Source organism: Ensifer sp. VA4, assembly GCF_055710065.1.
The window spans coordinates 135,304-153,152 of the sequence record NZ_JBVQPO010000013.1 but is presented as its reverse complement, the minus strand read 5'-3'; the positions used below and the strand labels follow the sequence as shown (position 1 = coordinate 153,152).

Annotated in this window: 22 protein-coding genes; 16 read left to right on the top strand and 6 right to left on the bottom strand. The window is 62.0% G+C overall.

Annotation, left to right across the window (positions count from 1 at the left end):
• Positions 1 to 139: 139 nt before the first annotated feature.
• The 3 genes from AC0C6X_RS23050 to AC0C6X_RS23040 all read right to left on the bottom strand — a co-directional run bounded on the left by AC0C6X_RS23050 (position 140) and on the right by AC0C6X_RS23040 (position 1,362).
• On the bottom strand, positions 140 to 271 hold the full coding sequence (locus AC0C6X_RS23050) for a hypothetical protein (protein WP_280137725.1): 132 nt from the start codon (positions 269 to 271) through the stop codon (positions 140 to 142).
• Positions 272 to 412: 141 nt separating this feature from the next.
• The gene (locus tag AC0C6X_RS23045; RefSeq protein ID WP_173516933.1) at positions 413 to 583 is read right to left on the bottom strand and encodes a hypothetical protein; all 171 of its coding nucleotides are present in this window, start codon (positions 581 to 583) and stop codon (positions 413 to 415) included.
• A 416-nt stretch (positions 584 to 999) separates the two neighbouring features.
• On the bottom strand, positions 1,000 to 1,362 hold the full coding sequence (locus AC0C6X_RS23040; protein ID WP_173516932.1) for a tetratricopeptide repeat protein: 363 nt from the start codon (positions 1,360 to 1,362) through the stop codon (positions 1,000 to 1,002).
• Positions 1,363 to 1,771: 409 nt separating this feature from the next.
• Here AC0C6X_RS23040 and AC0C6X_RS23035 point away from each other — a divergent pair, with 409 nt between their 5' ends.
• From AC0C6X_RS23035 to AC0C6X_RS22990, 10 genes are all read left to right on the top strand, one after another.
• Entirely contained in the window at positions 1,772 to 2,161 is a 390-nt protein-coding gene (locus AC0C6X_RS23035) for a hypothetical protein (RefSeq protein WP_173516931.1), read from the top strand.
• On the top strand, positions 2,046 to 3,485 hold the full coding sequence (locus tag AC0C6X_RS23030; protein WP_472955363.1) for a terminase large subunit domain-containing protein: 1,440 nt from the start codon (positions 2,046 to 2,048) through the stop codon (positions 3,483 to 3,485). Before AC0C6X_RS23035 ends, AC0C6X_RS23030 begins: the two co-directional genes overlap by 116 nt.
• 126 nt (positions 3,486 to 3,611) lie before the next feature.
• Positions 3,612 to 4,784 (top strand): hypothetical protein, encoded by a 1,173-nt coding sequence (locus tag AC0C6X_RS23025; protein ID WP_472955361.1) that lies wholly within the window; start codon positions 3,612 to 3,614, stop codon positions 4,782 to 4,784.
• Positions 4,785 to 4,907: 123 nt separating this feature from the next.
• On the top strand, positions 4,908 to 6,962 hold the full coding sequence (locus AC0C6X_RS23020) for a portal protein (RefSeq protein WP_472955359.1): 2,055 nt from the start codon (positions 4,908 to 4,910) through the stop codon (positions 6,960 to 6,962).
• The gene (locus AC0C6X_RS23015; RefSeq protein ID WP_173516927.1) at positions 6,959 to 7,174 is read left to right on the top strand and encodes a hypothetical protein; all 216 of its coding nucleotides are present in this window, start codon (positions 6,959 to 6,961) and stop codon (positions 7,172 to 7,174) included. Before AC0C6X_RS23020 ends, AC0C6X_RS23015 begins: the two co-directional genes overlap by 4 nt.
• 118 nt (positions 7,175 to 7,292) lie before the next feature.
• On the top strand, positions 7,293 to 7,628 hold the full coding sequence (locus tag AC0C6X_RS23010) for a hypothetical protein (protein ID WP_472955357.1): 336 nt from the start codon (positions 7,293 to 7,295) through the stop codon (positions 7,626 to 7,628).
• Between the two features lie 39 nt (positions 7,629 to 7,667).
• On the top strand, positions 7,668 to 7,889 hold the full coding sequence (locus AC0C6X_RS23005) for a hypothetical protein (protein WP_472955355.1): 222 nt from the start codon (positions 7,668 to 7,670) through the stop codon (positions 7,887 to 7,889).
• A gap of 345 nt (positions 7,890 to 8,234) precedes the next feature.
• A complete protein-coding gene (locus AC0C6X_RS23000; RefSeq protein WP_472955354.1) occupies positions 8,235 to 9,389 on the top strand; it encodes an amidohydrolase in 1,155 nt (384 codons plus the stop codon).
• Positions 9,390 to 9,505: 116 nt separating this feature from the next.
• Entirely contained in the window at positions 9,506 to 9,787 is a 282-nt protein-coding gene (locus AC0C6X_RS22995) for a hypothetical protein (protein WP_472955352.1), read from the top strand.
• A gap of 261 nt (positions 9,788 to 10,048) precedes the next feature.
• Positions 10,049 to 10,459 (top strand): hypothetical protein, encoded by a 411-nt coding sequence (locus AC0C6X_RS22990; protein WP_472955349.1) that lies wholly within the window; start codon positions 10,049 to 10,051, stop codon positions 10,457 to 10,459.
• Here AC0C6X_RS22990 and AC0C6X_RS22985 read toward each other — a convergent pair.
• From AC0C6X_RS22985 to AC0C6X_RS22975, 3 genes are all read right to left on the bottom strand, one after another.
• Positions 10,443 to 10,739: a hypothetical protein gene (locus AC0C6X_RS22985; protein WP_472955347.1), complete on the bottom strand. Its 297-nt coding sequence runs from the start codon at positions 10,737 to 10,739 to the stop codon at positions 10,443 to 10,445. The genes AC0C6X_RS22990 and AC0C6X_RS22985 overlap by 17 nt on opposite strands.
• A 91-nt stretch (positions 10,740 to 10,830) precedes the next feature.
• Complete coding sequence (locus tag AC0C6X_RS22980) at positions 10,831 to 11,058, bottom strand: hypothetical protein (RefSeq protein ID WP_472955345.1); 228 nt, start codon at positions 11,056 to 11,058, stop codon at positions 10,831 to 10,833.
• Between the two features lie 104 nt (positions 11,059 to 11,162).
• The gene (locus tag AC0C6X_RS22975) at positions 11,163 to 11,588 is read right to left on the bottom strand and encodes a hypothetical protein (protein ID WP_472955343.1); all 426 of its coding nucleotides are present in this window, start codon (positions 11,586 to 11,588) and stop codon (positions 11,163 to 11,165) included.
• A 280-nt stretch (positions 11,589 to 11,868) separates the two neighbouring features.
• Between AC0C6X_RS22975 and AC0C6X_RS22970 the strand changes: the two genes are divergently transcribed.
• From AC0C6X_RS22970 to AC0C6X_RS22945, 6 genes are all read left to right on the top strand, one after another.
• Positions 11,869 to 12,105 (top strand): hypothetical protein, encoded by a 237-nt coding sequence (locus AC0C6X_RS22970; protein WP_472955341.1) that lies wholly within the window; start codon positions 11,869 to 11,871, stop codon positions 12,103 to 12,105.
• An 83-nt stretch (positions 12,106 to 12,188) separates the two neighbouring features.
• Entirely contained in the window at positions 12,189 to 13,139 is a 951-nt protein-coding gene (locus AC0C6X_RS22965; protein WP_472955339.1) for a hypothetical protein, read from the top strand.
• Positions 13,140 to 13,325: 186 nt separating this feature from the next.
• Complete coding sequence (locus AC0C6X_RS22960) at positions 13,326 to 14,321, top strand: DUF5309 domain-containing protein (RefSeq protein ID WP_429807270.1); 996 nt, start codon at positions 13,326 to 13,328, stop codon at positions 14,319 to 14,321.
• Between the two features lie 156 nt (positions 14,322 to 14,477).
• Entirely contained in the window at positions 14,478 to 15,311 is an 834-nt protein-coding gene (locus AC0C6X_RS22955; RefSeq protein WP_472955336.1) for a phage tail tip lysozyme, read from the top strand.
• A 299-nt stretch (positions 15,312 to 15,610) separates the two neighbouring features.
• Positions 15,611 to 17,275: a hypothetical protein gene (locus AC0C6X_RS22950; protein ID WP_472955334.1), complete on the top strand. Its 1,665-nt coding sequence runs from the start codon at positions 15,611 to 15,613 to the stop codon at positions 17,273 to 17,275.
• 404 nt (positions 17,276 to 17,679) lie between these two features.
• Positions 17,680 to 17,847 (top strand): hypothetical protein, encoded by a 168-nt coding sequence (locus AC0C6X_RS22945; RefSeq protein ID WP_173516914.1) that lies wholly within the window; start codon positions 17,680 to 17,682, stop codon positions 17,845 to 17,847.
• Positions 17,848 to 17,849 lie beyond the last annotated feature (2 nt).

Genomic DNA, 17,849 nt, shown 5'->3' with positions numbered 1-17,849 from the left:
CGGAACGCGCGTGCCGCGGCTGCCAGGCGGGGACGGGTCTACAGCACGTCGCGATCTTCCGGATTCGCGCCTTGCCCTTCAGGTTATTGATTTCGCATGTCGCTATCGCAAAGCGGCTGCGGACTTTGCGCGACAGGTCTTAGAATTTCAACCGCGCGTCGTCGTGCTCGGGAGGTCGGTGCGCGTCCTTGCGGCGCATTCCGTAGGCAAGCGCGAGCCCCAGGATGGCGGAACCGACGACGATGGCGGCGAGTGCGAAGAAATTCTCCATGGCATTTTCCTCCCAAGGGGAAGCTTAACACAGAATGCGCGCAAACAAATGGCGCGGCACCGAGATTGCGCGTCATGGTTACTCAACGCGTTTCGGCGCCGGAGGTTCAATCGAGACGCGCCGATGCGAGGCGCGACATGCTTAGTAGCCGGAGCTTCCGCCGCCCTGGCTCATGCCCTGGGCGCCGCCTTGCATGCCTTGGCTTCCCTGGCTTGGGGCAGGGGCGGAGTTGCGACTGGCCTGGTCGGTGGTGCAGCCGGCGAGCGCGAGAAGCGCTGCGAAAATCACAACAAACAGGTCTCGTGGGGTCATGGAACCCTCCCGTCGTCGTGGGAGCGACCCTTGGCCGTCTCGCCATCGAACCGGACACGGCGCGCCTCTCGGCCCCCGGCGGGAGATTGGGAAGACCGCTGGGCACGGGGCGACGTCGTGCGCCGATCGCCACTATATCACCAATCGATGACGCGTGCCGGGAGGCGGATGGGGCGAGCGATGCCGCCGAAACGAAGTCCGCCAAGAAAACGAACATAACGAGAACAAATTTTGTCCGGAGGGCTTGCCAAGCGTCAGGATGCGGGCTAAGGATATTACAGGCTGGCCGTTTCGTCATTGAAGCGGCCTTTTTGATTCCGGGCTTCAGCCGAGCGGCGCTCGCGACAATGGAGCAACGGCGCGGTCATCGCCGATCGTTACTTCGCAGGGTTACGTGGAAGACGGGCTGGCGCTCGTCACGCTTCCTGCTTGACAATCTTGCCGGAAACGACGCGGACAGGTTCGGGGCGCGGGCGCCCGATGCTGCGAAGCCAGCGCGAGGCCTCTTTCGGGTCACGCTCGACGCCGAGCCCCCTTTGATAGATGGTGACGAGACGGGCCTGCGCAGCGGGATGACCCTGGCGGGCCGCCTGCCGGTTCCAGTGAAGCGAGGCGGCGTAGTGTTCCTCGCTGCCGTCGTTGAAGTAGATTTCGGCGAGTTTTGCCTGGGCCTCGACGTTGCCGGAGGTCGCCAGTTCAAGCAACCTGGGCGAGATATTCGCTACGGAGGGGCGTGGGGTGATAATGGTCTTCAACTTACTGAACGCGTTGCGGATCATCTGACACCTGTTGCATCCATCGCATGGTTCCCACGGCGGGACTTCCAGACTGACAAACTGTTCAAAAATTTGAACTACTTTGGCTCGTTCCCGGCTGCCGCCTGCGCGGCATCGGCACCCGTCGCGCATTTCCTCCCGCAAGGCCCAAGGCAGGGCGATCCGGCGCGACGTATTGACTATCTAATACAACCTGAAGTCAAGTTTGCAAGCGTGACTTTCGGCGTGACACCAGCAATTTTTTGTGACCTGCCGTCACGCTTGGCGCACGCTTTCGCGGCGGGTGCGGCGCTTGACGATTGCCAAGCGGCCGGCTGCTGCAGGCGCCGAGGCAGGGTCGCTGGCCGGCGGCTGCAATCTCTGCCGACGCTGGGCCGGCAACGGATGCACTGGCCCGAGCGGAGCAAATCCCATGACGAGCAAACCTGCCAAGGACCCGAAGACCGGGCGCTTTCTGCCGCGTGCCGACCGCGCGGGCGCGATCCCCCGGCCGCGCGCCCGCAAGGCGGTACGCACCAGGCTCGGCGAGCTCTTTCTGGAAGACATGCTTTCGGCCTGGGAAGCCCGAGGGGCGGCGGCGATCCATGCGCTGATCGAGAAGAACCCGCATGATTTCCTCAAGGCCGTGGCGGCGCTGATGCCGAAGGACGTGACCATCAATCCAAACCAGATCGGCGAGATGACGGATGAGCAACTTCTCGAGCGGATCCGCAAGCTCGACCAGGCCATCGGGCCTTTCCTTGCTGCTCAGGGAGCGGATGGAACTGGCGATGGAGATCGGGCGGCGGCAGAACACGAATAGGCTGCGCTATTACCGGCCCTATGCGAAGCAGACGGAATTCCACGCGGCCGGCACCCGCTTTCGCGAGCGGCTGTTCATGGCCGGCAACCAGCTCGGCAAGACGCTGGCCGGTGCCGCGGAAGCGGCGATGCATTTGACAGGCGACTATCCCGAATGGTGGGCGGGCCGACGGTTCGAGCGCCCGATCACGATGATCGGCGGCTCGGAATCGCACGAGCTGACGCGCGATGGCGTGCAGCGGCTGCTCGTCGGCCCGCCGATGAGCGAGGAGGACTGGGGCACCGGCTATCTGCCGAAAGCAGCGCTTTCCGGCTGGACGCGGCGCGCAAGCGCTTCCGGCGCGCTCGACAGCGTGACGGTGCGCCACGCTTCGGGCGGCACCTCGACGCTGCTTCTGAAAGCCTATGAGCAGGGACGGGCGAAATGGCAGGCAAACACGGTGGACTATGTCTGGTTCGACGAGGAGCCGCCGGAGGACGTCTATTTCGAGGGCATTACCCGCACCAATGCGACGGGCGGTTCGGTCGCCGTGACGTTTACACCGCTGAAGGGTATGAGCGCGGTCGTCGGCCGCTATCTGCTGGAGCCTTGCGAGGACCGGACCGTGGTGACCATGACGATCGACGATGCCGAGCACTATACGCCCGAGGAGCGCGCGAAGATCGTCGCCAGCTATCCGGCGCACGAGAAGGAAGCGCGCACCAAGGGCGTGCCGACGCTCGGTTCCGGCCGGATCTTCCCGGTGACGGAGGAACAGATCCGCGTCGAGCCTTTCGAGATACCCCGGCATTGGGTGCAGATCGGCGGGCTCGACTTCGGCTGGGACCACCCCTTTGCCGCAGCCCTTTGTGCCTGGGACCGGGATGCCGATATCTTCTACGTAACCCGCTGTTACCGCGAGCGCGAAGCGACGCCGATAATTCATGCGGCGAGCTTGAAACCCTGGGGCACCTGGCTGCCCTGGGCCTGGCCGCATGACGGGCTGCAGCACGACAAGGGCTCGGGCGAGCAGCTTGCCGCGCAATATCGTGGGCAGGGGCTTTCCATGCTGCCGGAACGGGCGACCTTCGACGATGGCAGCAACGGTGTCGAGGCGGGTGTCTCCGACATGCTGCAGCGGATGCAGACCGGGCGCTTCAAGGTGTTTTCCACCTGCGGCGAATGGTTCGAGGAATTCAGGCTCTACCACCGCAAGGACGGCCGGATCGTCAAGGAACGCGACGACGTGATTTCGGCCAGCCGCTATGCGCTGATGATGAAACGCTTTGCCCGGGTGAAGGCGAATGACGCCGCCTGGGTTTTTACCGATCGGAAGGTTCTTTGATCAGCTTACCCAAGGCCGCTCCAACGCAACCGATCTCGTTGCTGCTCACCAAGGGCGGCTTGCCTGTGGCGCCAGAGCCCGGGTCGGTCCGCAGGACACTTCAATACACAACGCCAGGAGAAATCGATGGTTACCAGCGTCGTCACCACGTCGGGGAACACGACATGCATGGATTTCAGCACGAACCAGTGGCACGGCTATGTAGGCGGAAGCACGCCCTATGGCCTTTGGGTGGATGGTCCGCTGCATCCGTGGCGCGATGCCAACGGCACGCCGACGTTCATCACCGGTCATTCCGAAGGGTACCGCTACAACGTCGTCTACGACTGGCACAATGGTCAGACCTGGACCAACTGGAATGCGGGCAGGCATTGGAACTCCCCTCGCGACACAGTTGAAGGGCACTATGCCAACCGGCATTGGATCATGTCCCCATACGCCCGCGGCTCGCTGGTGGTTGGCCTGACGCACCACGAATTCTACCAATCGTCCACGACAATCGGTGGGGTGCCAGGCTTCAATTCCCATGCCTACGGATTTAATACACGGTGGGTCAATGCAATCGGCTATGTGCGCTCGACCAATGACGGCCAGGCCTGGACGGTCCCGAATCCCGGGGATTTCGGTCAAAATCATCACAATGTTCGCTGCGTGCTGATCCCGGAGCCGTGGTCCTATCAGTCCATCAACACCGCCTACGGATTCCTGCATCCTTCGAACATCGTGAAGGAAGGCAATTACTACTATGCCTTCGTGGAGGTTCGTAACCTGCCGGGGAATACGACGTTGCTCGACAACGGCTTCGCGATCATCCGCACGTCCAACCTCGACGCTTCGGTCGGCTGGCAACTCTATAACAATGCCAACCAGTGGGAGACGGTGAACCACCAATACTATCAGGGCAACATTGCCCCGCAACAGCCGAAGATCTTCTTCAAGGTGGCGGGCTACAACCCTTACACCATGTATGACCAGAACGGCCGCATGGCGCAAAGCATCCGCTATCATGTGCCCACGCAGAAATGGGTTCTGTTCGGCTATACCGGACTGCAGGCGAATGGTTTTTGCTACTGCGTGTCGGATAGCTTGGCCAACCCGCAATTTGAGGCGAACGGCCGCCGAATGGTCAGCCTCGCTGGCGGTGGCGCCATGAACGAATATCACAGCAATCACTACATCAGCGTGTTCGATCCGAATTCCCAGGATCAGAACTATCAGACGATCCTCGGCAACAGCGCGGTCGTCATCACAGCTGATGAAGGCGTGCGGTACAAGATCGGCACGATCCAGATCAGCTGATTTCACAAGCAAAAACAACGCGACGACGTTCTTCGGCCAGCCGCTACGCGCTGATGATGAAACGCTTTGCCCGGGTGAAGGCTGATACCCCGCCTGGGCCTTTACCGATCGGAAGGTTCTCTGATGGCAGCGATGACGAAAACGGAACTGACGGACCTAGTGAGCCAACTCGTCGGGGATTGCGAGGATTATCGCGACCAGCTCTCGGCGGCGCGTGTCAGGGCGATGGAATATTACGACGGGGTGATGGCCGATGTGCCGGCGGAGGCGAACCGCTCCAAGGTGGTCTCGCGCGATGTGCGCGCGGCGGTGAAGAAGGTGCTGCCTTCGCTCATCCGCACCGTGCTCGGCAATGACAAGGTGGTGGAATACCAGCCGGTCAACCAGGGCGACGAGGCGGGCGCGGAGCAGGCGACCGACTATATCAACTACGTCGTCTTTCCCGAAAGCGACGGCTATGACGCGGTGCAGGACGCGGCGCACGATGCGCTGAAGCTCGGCAACGGCGTGATCCGCTGGTGGTACGAGAAGAGAAAAAGCGTCGAGGTCTCGACCCATAGCGGACTCGACGAGGCGGCCCTGGTGCAGCTCATCGCCGACGACACGGTGGAGGTGCTGGAACAGGCGCAATCGGTCGAGCGGATCGAGCTGCCGACCGGGCCGGTGGAGCAGCCGGTCTTCACCGTGACGATCCGCCGCACGGCGGAGCGCGGGGCGACGCGGCTTGCCGCGGTGCCGCTCGAAGAATTCCTCGTTCATCCGGATGCGATCTCGATCGACGACAGCCCGATTGCCGGCATCAAGCGGCGGATGCGTCGCTCCGATCTCATCGCCATGGGCTATGACCGTGAACTCGTCGAAGGCTTTGCCATTGCCGGCAATGCCGACGGCGAGGACGAGGAATTTGCCCGAAGGCGCGGCATCTTCGGCGACGGCGAGGAGACGGCGACGGCGCTGCAGGAGGTGGACTACTACGAGCTCTATGTGAAGGTGGACGCCGACGACGACGGCATTGCCGAACTGCGGCGGCTGGTCTTTGCCGGCGGCACAGGGCCGGACAATCTGCTCGAAGACGCGGAATGGGACGAGGTGCCCTTTGCCGACCTCATCACCGAGCGGCGGCCGCACCAGCGCGAAGGCAACGCGATCACCGACGACATGGCGGAGATCCAGCGGGTGAAGACCGTGCTTCTGCGCCAGACGCTCGACAACCTCTACTGGCAGAACAACCAGCAGCCGATCGTGCAGGAGGGAGTGATCCAGAACCCGGAATCGGTGCTGAACCCGAAGTTCGGCCAGCCGATCCGCGTCGGCCAGGGCGTCGATGTGCGCGGCGCCGTCGGCTATACGGCGGTGCCGTTCGTGGCGGGGGAATCCTTCTCCATGCTCGGCTATCTCGACCAGGAGGCGACCGACCGCACCGGCATTTCCGACGCGTCGAGCGGCCTGGCACCGGATGCGCTGCAGAACATGACGGCGAAGGCGACGGCACTCGTCGAGCAGGCGGGTATCGGCCAGACGGAGCTGATGGTGCGCACCTTTGCGCAAGGGCTTCGCCGGGTGTTCAAGGGCCTGCTTGGTCTTGTCATCAAGCACCAGGACCGGCCGCGGACGGTGCGCCTGCGCGGGCAATGGGTGAGCTTCGACCCGCGCCACTGGAACGCCGGCATGGACGCGACCGTCAATACCGGGCTTGGCGCCGGAACGCGCGAGCGCGACATGCTGATGATCCAGATGATCCAGCAGTTGCAGGAAAAACTGCTGACCACCCTCGGGCCCGACAATCCTTACGTCTCGCCGGACAACCTCTACAACGGCATTGCCAAGACGGTGGAGGCGGCCGGGCTGAAATCCCCCGACCTCTACTTCACCAAGCCGACGCCGGAGGATATCCAGCGGCGGCTGCAGGCGGCTCAGCCGCAGCAGCCGGATCCCGGCATGCAGCGCCTGCAGATGGAGGCGCAGCTTGCCGCCGAAAAGGCGCGCATGGAGAGCGAGACCGCACGGCGCAAGCTCGAGATGGAGCGCGAGCTGAAGCTTGCGGAGATCCAGCAAAACGGCGCCTTGAAGCGCTACCAGATCGACGCCGAACTCAACCTCAAACGCGAGCAGAACCTGGCCGAAATGGCCGGCGGCACGGCGCCGACTGCGGCGCATATCGGAGGACAACCGGGATGATCAGAAGCGGCGGAGGAGATTTTGATTGCACGACCAATGTGACGAGGGCGATACGCGGTATCGGACCATTTGGTGAGGTGGAAGAAACAATGTGGCCCTTCGCACTCGACAGTCAGTTGCGCAGTTTGGGTAAACACGTCGGCGAAGCCAATGATCTCCAGAGCCTTCGGCACTTGCTGGGGAAAAAAGGCCGCGCGGGCGTCAATAAATAATCTGCGACAGAACCTGGGGTGGCAAAGAACGGCCACAATCTTCAAGGTAGTGTCGCGCCCACTTCTCCATCATGAACACGAGCGCTAGACCGTCCGCGTTCTTGTTTGCTACGCGGTCATGCTGATCGTTGCGAAGCTCGTCTATCAGCATCACTTCCAGTGGTACATGGCACCCTATCATACGATCTACTTTATCGTCGCGTTCGTACCGCTTCCCACCGTCTCCCTTCGCAGGCGCATTCTGTTGATCACTGCCTTCATGCTGCTCACCGTTGTGGCTCGATCATACGACTGGGCGGTTATGTTTGGTCCGTTTGAAGTCTCATCGTTCGTCTCGGGCTTGGTTTCATCTTCTCTGAATAGCTGGATCAGCCCCAACTACCTGGTCTTCGTCCTCACCTATGTTTTCCTGGATACCCGCCTTGTGCGGCGGTTCTGTCCGGCGGTCGCATGACTCTACAACGGCATTACCAAGACGGTGGGGGCGGCGGGGTTGAAATCGCCCGACCTCTACTTCACCAAGCCGACGCCGGAGGATATCCGGCGGCGGATGCAGGCGACTGAGCAGCAGCAGCCGGATGCGGCGATGCAGCGCCTGCAGATGGAGGCGCAGCTTGCCGCCGAGAAGGTCCGCATGACTGTGAATACGACCATCCGGGCGAAGGCCGTGGCGATCGAGAAGCCAGACGAAGAAGGCGCGCGGATCAGGGATTAGGCTGCGGACACAGGCCGCCACCGGAAAGGAATGCTTTCCAGAGGTTGCATTGGAAAGTTCCGGTATTCCTGCTTGTCTTCTTGTCGACGTTCCTAGAATGTTCTGCCATTAGGGCGGGCGGTACGAACACCCATGTTTTTTCCGGGCCGATAGCCTCAATGCGTTTTGGGTGGAGATCACATTTCTGGTGGGTTTGCTGGGACCACCCTACAGTTCGCTTGAACCTGCTGTTGCGCCGCATGCTGGCACCAGAAGCCGACGAAAGGTCAGAACACGCGCCGGCGCGATTGGCGACGCCCTCCAGGACCTGCTAAGAACAGGGAAACTCGCAGCGGAGGGGCGTGAATGTTTCTAATCGACCGTGAACTCGAGGCGCTTGTGGCGTTCCGGCATGCCTTGCACCGGCGGCCGGAGGTTTCGGGCGAGGAGCGGGAGACGGCGCGAACGATCGTGGCGGCGCTTGACGAGACGAAGCCGGACGCCGTCGTCACCGGCCTTGGCGGGCATGGCGTGGCAGCAGTTTACGAAGGGCGCGAACCGGGGCCGACGGTGATGGTGCGCGCCGAGCTTGACGGACTGCCAATCGAGGAGATCTCGGAGATCGGCCATCGCTCGCAGATCACGGGCAAGGGGCATCTCTGCGGGCATGACGGGCACATGACGATCCTGATGGCGCTGGCCAAAGGGCTTGGACGCGAGCGCCCGGCGCGGGGCCGCGCGATCCTGATGTTCCAGCCGGCGGAGGAAAACGGCGCGGGTGCCGCGGCCGTGCTTGCCGATCCGAAATTTGCGGCGATCCGGCCGGACCTGGTCTTCTCGCTGCACAATTTCCCGGGATTAAGCTTTGGCCATGCGGCGCTGCGCAGCGGACCGGTCAATTGCGCCTCGCGCGGCATGCGGATTTCGCTGTCCGGCAAGACGGCGCATGCCTCGACGCCGGAGGACGGCATTGCCCCGACCTTCGCGATGGCCGCTCTGCTTTCCGGTCTGACGGCGCTCGGCAACAACGGGCCGCTCGACGAGACCTATACGCTTGTCACGGTGACGCATGCGCGGCTCGGCGAGGCGGCCTTCGGCATCAGCCCCGGCTATGCCGAGATCTGGGCGACGCTCCGGACACTGACCGACGAGCGCATGGCCGATCTCGTGGCCCGCGCCGAGGCGCTGGTCGCCAGGGAGGCGGAGGCTGCCGGGCTGAAGGTGGCGATCGGCTACGAGGACGTGTTCCACCAGTGCAGCAATGCGGAGGCTGCGGTGACCGCGCTCGAGCGCGCCATGGACGAGGAGGGCGTCAGCCATGACAAGGGCGAGGGCGTGCTGCCGATGAAGGGATCCGAGGATTTCGGGCTTTTCGGCCGGGTGGCGCCAGCGGCGATGTTCTTCCTCGGCGCCGGCGAAAACCATGCGCGGTTGCACAATCCGGACTATGACTTTCCAGACGATCTGATCGGCATCGGCGCCAAGGTGTTCATGCGGGCGATCCGCAACGAACTGGGGTGAGGGCGGCCGGCGACCGCTTGCACGGCGGGCGTCGTGGCGGCACTCTCCGACATTGCGCAGTTTCGGCCGAGAGCCGTTTCACGTCGCGTCGGATGTGCGCTGAGAAGGAGCAGGGGATGAGGCAGTCCAGCATTCGTGTCGCGCTTTGCCTGGCGCTGGCCATTGCGGCGATGACCGCCGCTCACGCGGCGGATACGCCCGGCGCTGACGCTCTAGCCCAGCCGCAACAGGCCCAGGATAGCAGCCTGCAGGCCTTCATCAGGGCCAATCCGGATTGCCTGGAGTTCACCGACCAGTGCTCGCACTGCGCAGTCGTCAATGGCATTGCCGAATGCTCGACGGCGGAGATCGCCTGCATCAAGCGAGAGAACCAGTGTACCAGGCGGGCGGGGAAATAAGGCGGCGTTAAAGCCCGCCGTTGCAGGCGAGGGGCACTGGCTGCTTCCGTTGCCAAGCTCTGAGTGCAAATCCCAATACGGCTCATCCTAAAAGCACCCCTAAAGCACCGATGTTAGCGCCGTGTTCAGGATCGCCGGTTCTGGACGCGGATAGAAGCTGACCCAACAACCACCAATTTACGCAACAGTGCGCGGCCTTCATCTGACGCACCTCGATGGGCCGTCGGAACGAGCGGTTGCGCGTATGACAAGGAGAATGAGATGGGTTTTCTGATCAATCAGGGCTTGAATCTGGTCGGTAGGAAGCTTGGCAAGTCGATGTTTAACGACATCCTTAATGTGCCCGAAGCCTATGCAGACAGGATTGGCCAGGACTTTGGCAATGAATGGCACGATGCATATGAAATCTATCGCCAGAATCCTGGTTTCTGGGAAGACGCATACGGCAAGGACGCGCAAGAACTCAAGGGCGGCCCGAAGATGGCTCCAGTGTCACGGACCTCCGACTGCCAGAAACGCCTGCCCCAGAAACACCTGTCAATGAAGTGCAGCCCAACGGTCGTGGCTTTTGGGAAAGCCTGTTCCCCGGCCGATCCTCGCTGCGAGAGGCGCAAGGCCGATGGCGTGAGTAGTCCGAGGTGCCAATTGCTCTTCGCTAAAACCCGCGGGTGACCGCGAGGTAAGCGATCAGGCACAGAACCCAGAAAAGCGCGGCTGCGACCATGCTCATGTCGGAGTTCAGGAGGAGGCGTCCATCCTCCTGGCGCTTCAGGCCCAGCCAGTTGAAGCCGGTGCCGGAGGCATAGATATCCTCGACCTGCACCCGACCGAAGCTGAAAAGCGGAACGATCAAACGTGCCACACGGTGCAAGAGAAAACCGAGAACGATTATATCGAGAATATTGAGGACGATCCCGGCGATGGCGTCCAGGACAACTCCGACTTTCTTCATGCACCAATTCTCCTAACAGTGAAGCCAATGGCGGCGAGGCACAGGCCCCAGAAGCAGACGGCTATGATCTTTGCCACGCCGGCGCTCATCATCAGACGGCCATCCGCCCCACGTTTACGCCGAACCAGTTAAATCCAGACTTATTGTCGTAGAAATCTTCCACCACAAGTCTGCCGAAACTGAAAAAGCGAACAAGCAGGCGCGCGGTTCCGTAGAGGAAAAACTCGGCAACCAGCCAACCGATGTTGTCCATCGCCAGCCAGAAGGCGCCATCGAGCGCGACGCTTTCGAACCATCGTATCTTGCCTTGCTTTTCCATCGCGAAGTCCTGCCGGAAAGATCCTTAAGGCCGCGCTGCGCTGCCCGGTTAGGTGGCATTTCAGCTCCGGCTTCGCATATGGGTAGCGCGGAACAAAAGCAGAATCAAGACGGTCTTAATTGGACTGAACGGCTCTGGCTATTCGAGGCTTTCGAGCGCGATGTAGAGTGTGCCGAGCTCCAGGCGGCCAGAGGCTGTTCTGTAATAGAGCCTTTCGTCGTGCGGTTGGCCGTTTGCGACCAAGGCCTCGTCGTTTCCATCCCAAAGGTGCAGCAGGGATCGGCGCCATCCCAGGACGGCGCAACGCGCAAGCGGTAGCTTCTGCCGCTCATGAAGAAGCGTAAGCGGACGTCATAATCGCCGACGGTGAGGGTGCAGACGCTATCGTAGCCGCACCAGTTCGTCGCGTGATCGAAGGTCTTGTCGGCCTTGAGCAGGAAGGCCTTGACGAGGTAGCGCGGCTTGCCGAACTGGCCGGCCGCCGAGGCGGGCGAAACCGCGGCGGCGAGAAGCAGGGCGGACAAGATCAAGCTCGATAATCTTCTCACGGGTTCCTCATTCGATAGACGAGCGCGTTTCGGTGACTGGCGCAGGCACGCTCCAGTCGGGCCTTGCACTGGGAGGGGTAGCCCGGACCGAGGCTCTGACGCCGAACGGCCGGCAAAATCTCATTGGTACTCGCGATGGCGACCCAGGGTAGCAAATCGCCCCGTTTCGCACATCGGTAGCGCGGAACAAAAGCAGAATCAAGGCGGCGTTCGACGCAGAATTTCGGTCGAAAACGACGGCTCTCCAAACGAGGTCAACAGCATGAAACCAGAGGAAAGGGCAGCGGCTGCGCGCGCCATTCTCGACGTGCCCTATTTCAACGAGGTGATGAACGAGCTGGAATGGGCGGCGATCAACGGCTGCATCCACGCCGGTCTCACCGACGATCAGGGCCGGGCGGCCTATGCGGCCGAAGCCCGCGCCATCCGAAACTTCCGCGCCAAGCTCAAGTTCCTGACGGAGCAAGCCAAGGCTGACGGCAAGGGCGCACCCGCCTGACGGGCAAGCGCTTTCATGAGGTCGTTCCAGGCAGATGCCTGTCCGGCCCAATGCATTGAAGTATCTCTCAAAAAGGTCACGCCATGACGAACGATAGTGCCAACCTGCCTTTTGGCGGGAGCAAAACCGTTGACCCCGCGACCGGGCTTGACGATGCCGATCTCGATTTCTGGGAGCCCGAAGACGAGGCCAACCCGGAGCCGGGAAGGGCAAGCGAGTACGGACGGGACGAGACCCGTGGCGAGGGCCACGACGACCCCGCACATCCCGACGACGAGCCGGCCGAGCCTGACGAGGACGCGGCGGCCAACGAAGCCGAGGATTTTCTTGTTGTCCTCAAGGGCGGCGAGGAAGTGCCGTTTTCCGAGCTGAAGCTCGGCTATATGCGCGACCGCGACTATCGCCACAAGACGCAGGACATCGCCAATCGCGGGCGGGCGCTGGAGGGCATGGCAAGTCGCGTGGCGCAATCGGCCAATGCCTTTGCCAACCTCATCGCCAGCGAGATCCCACCGGAACCGCCGGAACACATGGCCGCACTCGACCCGGACGGCTATCGCCGGCAATGGGCGCTGCACCAGGCGGGGCTCGAGCGGATCGACGAGATTCTTTCGATTGCCGAGGCGCCGGCAATGGTGATGGGCGCGCTTTCGGAGGCCGCCAGCGACGAGCAGCTCGAGGCGGAAAACCTGAAGCTGATCGAGGCCTTTCCCGAAACGGCCGATGACGAGGGGCGACTTTCCTTCTTCGCCGGCGCGTTCGAGGTGGCCGAGGCGCTCGGCTTTTCCGAAGCCGAAGTGCGCGAGGTCACCGATCATCGCCTGTTCAAGCTCGCGCATTATGCCCGCCTCGGCCTTGCCGCCGAGCAGGCAAAGAAGCGGGCGATGAGCAAGCTTGCCCGAGCGCCGGCGCCGGTGGTGCGGCCAAGGCCGGCCGGCAAGGCAGAGCAGGCGCCGGGACGGAGCCGGGAAGCGATGAAGCGGCTCGCGAAGAGCGGCTCGATCCGCGACGCGATGGGCGTCGATTTCGACTGAGCGCGGCGGGCGGCATGCCGGAAGTCCATCATAAACAGAGTCCGGAAACCGCTTCATCTCTTTGTTTTTACGTGGTTTCGGCGGAGCGTTCCTGCTCAAAAACTCCGATCGACATTTGATGGCAGCACGCGCGTCTTTGCTGACGCGGGCGGTGCCGACCCCTCTCAAACAATCAAGGACACTATCATGGCTGTCGTAGCAAACACCTTCACGACCTCGCAGGCCGTGGGCAACCGCGAGGAGCTTTCCGACGTCGTTTCCCGCATCACGCCCGAGGATACGCCGATCTATTCGCTGATCGAAAAGGGCAAGTGCAACACCCACCACCCGGAATGGGAGACGGACGAACTCGCCGCCCCCGGCGAGAACATCCGCCAGGAGGGCGACGAATATACCTTCGGCACCATCATCGCGCCGACCAGGCTCGGCAACTACACCCAGATCCTGCGCAAGGATTGGATCATCTCCGCCACCCAGGAGGTGGTGGCCGAGGCCGGCAACGTGCAGAAGCGCAAATACCAGAAGCTGAAGAAGGGCGTGGAGATCCGCAAGGACCTGGAATACGCGATCGCCGACACCAATGCTTCGGTCTCGGGCGCGACCCGTGAGTTCGGCTCGCTGCCGACCTGGCTCACCACCAACGTCTCGCGCGGGGCAGGCGGCGCCAATGGCGGCTTCAACCCGACGACCGGCCTGACGGTGGCTCCGACTGACGGCGCGCAGCGCCCCTTCACCAAGGCGATCCTCGACCAGGTGATGCAGACCGGCTACCAGAACGGCGCCAATTTCCGCCACGTCTCGGTTTCGCCCTACGTCAAATCGGTCTTCGTCACCTTCATGTCCGACGCCAACGTCGCGCCGTTCCGCTATGCCGTCTCGCAGGGCGGCGAACGCAACACGATCGTGGCGACCGCCGACTATTACGAAGGCCCGTTCGGCACGGTGATGATCCACCCGAACCGGGTGCAGGCGGGCAATGCGAAACTGGCGCGCAACGCCTTCTTCCTCGACACCGACATGCTCTCCTTCCTCTGGCTGCGCAACATCCAGGAGGACAAGGCGGTGGCCAAGACCGGCGACGCCGACAAGGGCGTGATCATCGGCGAGGGCACGCTGAAGGTGCACAACGAAAAGGGCCTCGGCGTTGCGGCCGACCTCTTTGGGCTGAGTGCCGCGAGCTGATCGGGAGAGGTAATCCTTCCTCGCGCACAACCGCAGCGCTGGCGGCTTGAGCGGCTTCAAGGAGCCGCTCTCGTTCGTCGGCGCCTCGTGACGGGTCGCGGAATGCGCAGGTCGGGGCGATGCAGACAGAACAAACCCAAGCACGTTAGGTGTGAAATGGACCTGGAAGACAAGTTTCTCAACTCGATGGGACTACCCGCCCGAATTCAATCCGTTCGGGAGGCGATCAACTATTTCGATGAGAGCCCGGCATTGGCGGGCAGGAGCCCCATTGCCGACGTAGAGGCGCCGCGCGGCGAGAGCGCGCGTTTCCGGCATCCGCCGGCGGGCGAACTCTTAAGCGGTGATTTTCGCAAGGCGCCGATGCACTATCGGGGTACGCTGACTGATACGACGAGGTTCAGCACCAGCCATCAAGTGTTGCCAGCTGGCCGCCTCAACGCGACTACGGCGCGCGACAAACTCTCGGACAATATTGCCGCACGGATGAAACGGGACCTGCAGAGACGCATGCTAATGGGTGAGCACGAGGCTGCAGGAATTGTCGGCAATGGTGACCATGAGAGCGGTGGGTTCGGCGCGCTGCGCGGTAACCTCTGGCAACGCGGTTATGACACCGGTCGCGATGAAGGGAATGCTCTCGGCTATATGCAGTGGGACAAGGCGCGACGGGAGGCATTCAAGGATTGGGCCAAGCAGAACGGCTACGACGAACAATCGTATGAAGCAAACTACGGCTTTCTGGAGCATGAGCTTCTGAACACGCCGGAAAAGAAAGTCCTGAAGAAACTTAAGCAGGCGGACAATGCCGATGAGGCCGCGCGTATCATCGAGCGAGAATATCTGAGATCAGGCGAACCGAAACTTGCCGAACGTCAAAAGCTGGCGCGCCGTGCCATGAATCTTCCAAATTATGAGCCGCCCGTGCCGACACCGCGCCCTGTCGACGGGCCGCCCTGGTACCTGCCCCGGAGTAACGTAACCCGCTAGATGGGCGCCGTGGTAGCCACGGAGACGCCCGGGTCGCCGGCCTGATGTCACATGAGCCGCAATATGCCATTCCTGACGCATCTCTGACTGAACAGGATCGTTCCGCTGCCAAAATCCCGTTGCGTATGTTCTTGTAATGTTCTACAAGTCAGACGAGTTATCAGTGGACATGAAATTTTTCTGGTTGCGTTGATGTGAAGGCAAGAAACGGCGGTGCTCTGACCCTCGCTTTCCCATTTCGAAGCGTTTGTCCGACGCGTTCGAGCAACAATGTTCAAGTTACAAGGCGAGTTGGGCAGATGGGGTCTAACATTCTTAAGCGTCTTTGCGCGGTCTTCTGTCTGCTCATACTTGCGACGCCTGCTGCGGCGGTTGAGCGGGTCGATGCGGGAAGGGTGTTTGGCGAATTCCTGGCGTGCAAGGCCGACATATTTTCTCTCCTCACGAGTGATAAGGCAGACTTTCGCGCAGTCGCGATCAGCCCCTATGACCACTACGCGTCGGACGGAGTAACCGGGCACTACATCGCGTTCGCAGCGCCTGCCGTTGCTTCTGGACTGCCGCTTAGCGGGTATGTCCAGTTCGAGGCCGTCGGCATTGCCGTTCCGCACTTCGCATGGGGCTTCGAGGTGGAGCGGAATCTGCCTGAGGTCGCCAAGGTGATCGAGACGCTGCTGCCCGCCGCCAGGTTCGTTGCCAAAGATGGTCATCTGCTCGAGTTGAAGCTCAGCACCGAGCCGGAGGCACAACACGGCGACGCATCGGTCGCGCCGGAGGACAGCTACAGGAAAATCGTCATTCGCCCGGCGAACAACCCCACGCGGACGCTGGTGATGTGCGACGCTTCCAAGGATCGGATGTCGGGTCTGGCAACCGACGAGGAGGCGGGAAGGAAGCGCTTGCCTTCACCGGAGGACCTGTTCCCATCGGCGAAAGTATCGGGCGCTAAGGCCAATAAAATTCTCGACGCTTTCGTCGCCTGCAAGCCCTCGTTCTTCAAAGTGCTGTGGGACGAAAGAAAAACCTTTCCGCGGTTCCGCGTCGAAGCTTTTGAAAGCCCAGACAATATGCCTCATGTTCCCGAGGCCGAGAATACCTACAACGAAAGCGTGACGTTCGAGCGTCCCATTAAGGTTGGCGATTTTTCCGTCGTGCGCTTCTTTCAGCGAAGGACGATAGAGGAGGGTAAGCCAACACGCTTTGCCTGGGGCTTTCAGGTGATCGCACCGCCCCGTGAGGTCGCGCGCGCCGTTGCAGAGCGGTACCGGGTGAGATTCTGGGGAGATTTTTCTTCGCTGAGCTCAAAGGATGCCGCCGTCGGCCCGGTCTCGAAACACCTGGATTTCCGCTCCTATTTTGATCCTGACGAGCAGGCAATCGTAACCTGTGAACCCGACGAAAGCGAAACGAGAGACTTCCGCTTGCCGTGGGCAGAGGAGACTTTCGGATTGGCCGAGCTTGGGCCGCCTCCGCTGCTGCGGGGCAACAGGCTGGTGAACGCGCTGCTCCAATGCCGGCAGGACTTCTTCGCGGCCCTTGGTGAGGAGAAAGACGCCTTCGGCAAGATGACGTTCAAGAATGCCATGGGGCCATATCGAGAGCCTGGAGGCGTTGCGCGGGCGGCGCTGCGCGTGGCCTTTGAGAAGCCTGTCTATGTCTCGGGCTTTATGCTGACCGGGTACATTCAGCAGCGTGTTGATGTCGCCGGCCAGCCAAGGCTGATCTGGGGGTTCCAAACGCCGGGAAATGAAGACGACCTTATTCGTGTCGCCGAGAACCGCACGGGAAGCAGCTATGTCCAGAACGAAGGCTGGTCGCTCGACCTTGAGGCCGAAGCGACCGGCTATACGCCCTCTGAGGCACTCGGCTTTGCTGACGGTTTCATCGGCTGCACCACACCCCTCGCTTTCGGCAAGACGCCGCCGGTGCCGGCCGACCTCTTTCGGAACGAACATGGAAAGTAGCGACCAGGGAATATCGTTGGCGACGGGGTTTGCGCTGGCGCCGACTGACGGCGCGCAGCCCCCTTCACCGAGGCGATCCTCGACCGGGTGATGCAGACCGTCGGCTGCACGGCGGCGCTCACGCCGGCAAAGAGCCGCCGGGACGGGTGTCTCTTTCGGAATGAAGACAAGGAAGGGGCGCAGGCGCCAGGCGATGTGCTTGGCCAACGTCCACCGACTGGGTCTCGCACGGAGCGGGCGGCGCAATTGGCGGCGCTGAAGGCGCAAGACAAACATAGCCTATCGGCAGTCAAGAGTTGGGTGGTGCACGCCGCGCTTCCACGGCCGCCGCAGCGCGGTTCAAAAAAACGAATGATCATTGGCAAGGCGGTTCTTCGGATCCGCCTTTTTTCATGGAGAAATCGATGACCGAAGCAAAGAAATCGGTGCCTGTCCGCCTCGTCTACGATGTCTGGCTCCAGGATGGCGAGCGAACAGTGGCCGGGGCCGTCGTATCGCTCAGCCTGGAGGAGGCGAAGGCGCTGATTGCCGCCGGCAAGGCCGAGCGCGCCGATCCCTTGCCGGGAGAGTGAGC

Coding starts and splice junctions, on each gene's coding strand:
- AC0C6X_RS23050 (WP_280137725.1), bottom strand. CDS start 271: ATGGAGAATTTCTTCGCACTCGCCGCCATCGTCGTCGGTTCCGCCATC.
- AC0C6X_RS23045 (WP_173516933.1), bottom strand. CDS start 583: ATGACCCCACGAGACCTGTTTGTTGTGATTTTCGCAGCGCTTCTCGCG.
- AC0C6X_RS23040 (WP_173516932.1), bottom strand. CDS start 1,362: ATGATCCGCAACGCGTTCAGTAAGTTGAAGACCATTATCACCCCACGC.
- AC0C6X_RS23035 (WP_173516931.1), top strand. CDS start 1,772: ATGACGAGCAAACCTGCCAAGGACCCGAAGACCGGGCGCTTTCTGCCG.
- AC0C6X_RS23030 (WP_472955363.1), top strand. CDS start 2,046: ATGAGCAACTTCTCGAGCGGATCCGCAAGCTCGACCAGGCCATCGGGC.
- AC0C6X_RS23025 (WP_472955361.1), top strand. CDS start 3,612: ATGGTTACCAGCGTCGTCACCACGTCGGGGAACACGACATGCATGGAT.
- AC0C6X_RS23020 (WP_472955359.1), top strand. CDS start 4,908: ATGGCAGCGATGACGAAAACGGAACTGACGGACCTAGTGAGCCAACTC.
- AC0C6X_RS23015 (WP_173516927.1), top strand. CDS start 6,959: ATGATCAGAAGCGGCGGAGGAGATTTTGATTGCACGACCAATGTGACG.
- AC0C6X_RS23010 (WP_472955357.1), top strand. CDS start 7,293: ATGCTGATCGTTGCGAAGCTCGTCTATCAGCATCACTTCCAGTGGTAC.
- AC0C6X_RS23000 (WP_472955354.1), top strand. CDS start 8,235: ATGTTTCTAATCGACCGTGAACTCGAGGCGCTTGTGGCGTTCCGGCAT.
- AC0C6X_RS22995 (WP_472955352.1), top strand. CDS start 9,506: ATGAGGCAGTCCAGCATTCGTGTCGCGCTTTGCCTGGCGCTGGCCATT.
- AC0C6X_RS22990 (WP_472955349.1), top strand. CDS start 10,049: ATGGGTTTTCTGATCAATCAGGGCTTGAATCTGGTCGGTAGGAAGCTT.
- AC0C6X_RS22985 (WP_472955347.1), bottom strand. CDS start 10,739: ATGAAGAAAGTCGGAGTTGTCCTGGACGCCATCGCCGGGATCGTCCTC.
- AC0C6X_RS22980 (WP_472955345.1), bottom strand. CDS start 11,058: ATGGAAAAGCAAGGCAAGATACGATGGTTCGAAAGCGTCGCGCTCGAT.
- AC0C6X_RS22970 (WP_472955341.1), top strand. CDS start 11,869: ATGAAACCAGAGGAAAGGGCAGCGGCTGCGCGCGCCATTCTCGACGTG.
- AC0C6X_RS22965 (WP_472955339.1), top strand. CDS start 12,189: ATGACGAACGATAGTGCCAACCTGCCTTTTGGCGGGAGCAAAACCGTT.
- AC0C6X_RS22960 (WP_429807270.1), top strand. CDS start 13,326: ATGGCTGTCGTAGCAAACACCTTCACGACCTCGCAGGCCGTGGGCAAC.
- AC0C6X_RS22955 (WP_472955336.1), top strand. CDS start 14,478: ATGGACCTGGAAGACAAGTTTCTCAACTCGATGGGACTACCCGCCCGA.
- AC0C6X_RS22950 (WP_472955334.1), top strand. CDS start 15,611: ATGGGGTCTAACATTCTTAAGCGTCTTTGCGCGGTCTTCTGTCTGCTC.
- AC0C6X_RS22945 (WP_173516914.1), top strand. CDS start 17,680: ATGACCGAAGCAAAGAAATCGGTGCCTGTCCGCCTCGTCTACGATGTC.